1 protein-coding gene is annotated in these 923 nt (G+C 66.1%); it reads right to left on the bottom strand.

Features of this window, described 5'->3' with window-relative positions; genetic code table 11:
* The coding region (gene prpC / locus AC1DO7_RS41385) for a bifunctional 2-methylcitrate synthase/citrate synthase (RefSeq protein ID WP_477117589.1) at positions 1-923 on the bottom strand (923 nt) is incomplete at both ends.

The following is a 923-nucleotide window of genomic DNA, read 5'->3' as shown; positions in this document are numbered from 1 at the left end:
TCATGTGGTAGCTCACCGCGCTGAACCAGTCCAGGTTGGCGAACATCTTCTTGCCATCCTGCATGGTGGCTTCAATGCGATCGGCAATGTCGAACATCTTCATCGAGCCGGCGTCGCTGGATAGCTTGCGCGCCACTTCCTTGATCACCTGGTTGCGCGGGTCGGAAACCGTGTACACCGGGTGGCCGAAACCGATCACCACTTCCTTGTTTTCCACGCGGCGCTTGATGTCGGCCTCGGCTTCGGCGGGGCTGTCGTAGCGCTTCTGGATCTCGAACGCCACTTCGTTGGCGCCGCCGTGCTTGGGGCCGCGCAGCGCGCCGATGGCGCCGGCGATCGACGAGTACATGTCCGAGCCGGTGCCGGCGATCACGCGGGCGGTGAAGGTGGAGGCGTTGAACTCGTGCTCGGCGTACAGGTTCAGCGAGGTCTGCATGGCGCGTTCCCACAGCGCCGAGGGCTTCTCGCCGTGCAGCAGGTGCAGGAAGTGCGCGCCGATGGAGTCGTCGTCGGTCTCGACCTCGATGCGGCGGCCGTTATGGCTGTAGTGGTACCAGTACAGCAGCATCGAGCCGAAGCTGGCCATCAGGCGGTCGGCGATGTCGCGCGCGCCCGGGGTGTTGTGGTCTTCCTTCTCGGGCAGCACGGTGCCGAGCACGGACACGCCGGTGCGCATCACGTCCATCGGGTGGGCGCTGGCGGGCACCCATTCGAGCGCGGCCTTGACGTTGGCGGGCAGGCCGCGCAGGGCCTTGAGCTTGGCCTTGTAGGCCTTGAGTTCGGCGCGGGTGGGGAGCTTGCCGTGCACCAGCAGGTGGGCGATCTCCTCGAATTCGCAGGTCTCGGCGATGTCGAGGATGTCGTAGCCGCGGTAGTGCAGGTCGTTGCCGGTGCGGCCGACCGTGCAGAGCGCTGCAGAGCGC

This window comes from Cupriavidus sp. 05N40 (assembly GCF_056397305.1).
Note: the sequence above shows the minus strand (reverse complement) of the source record. Positions and strands in the feature narration are given on the sequence as shown.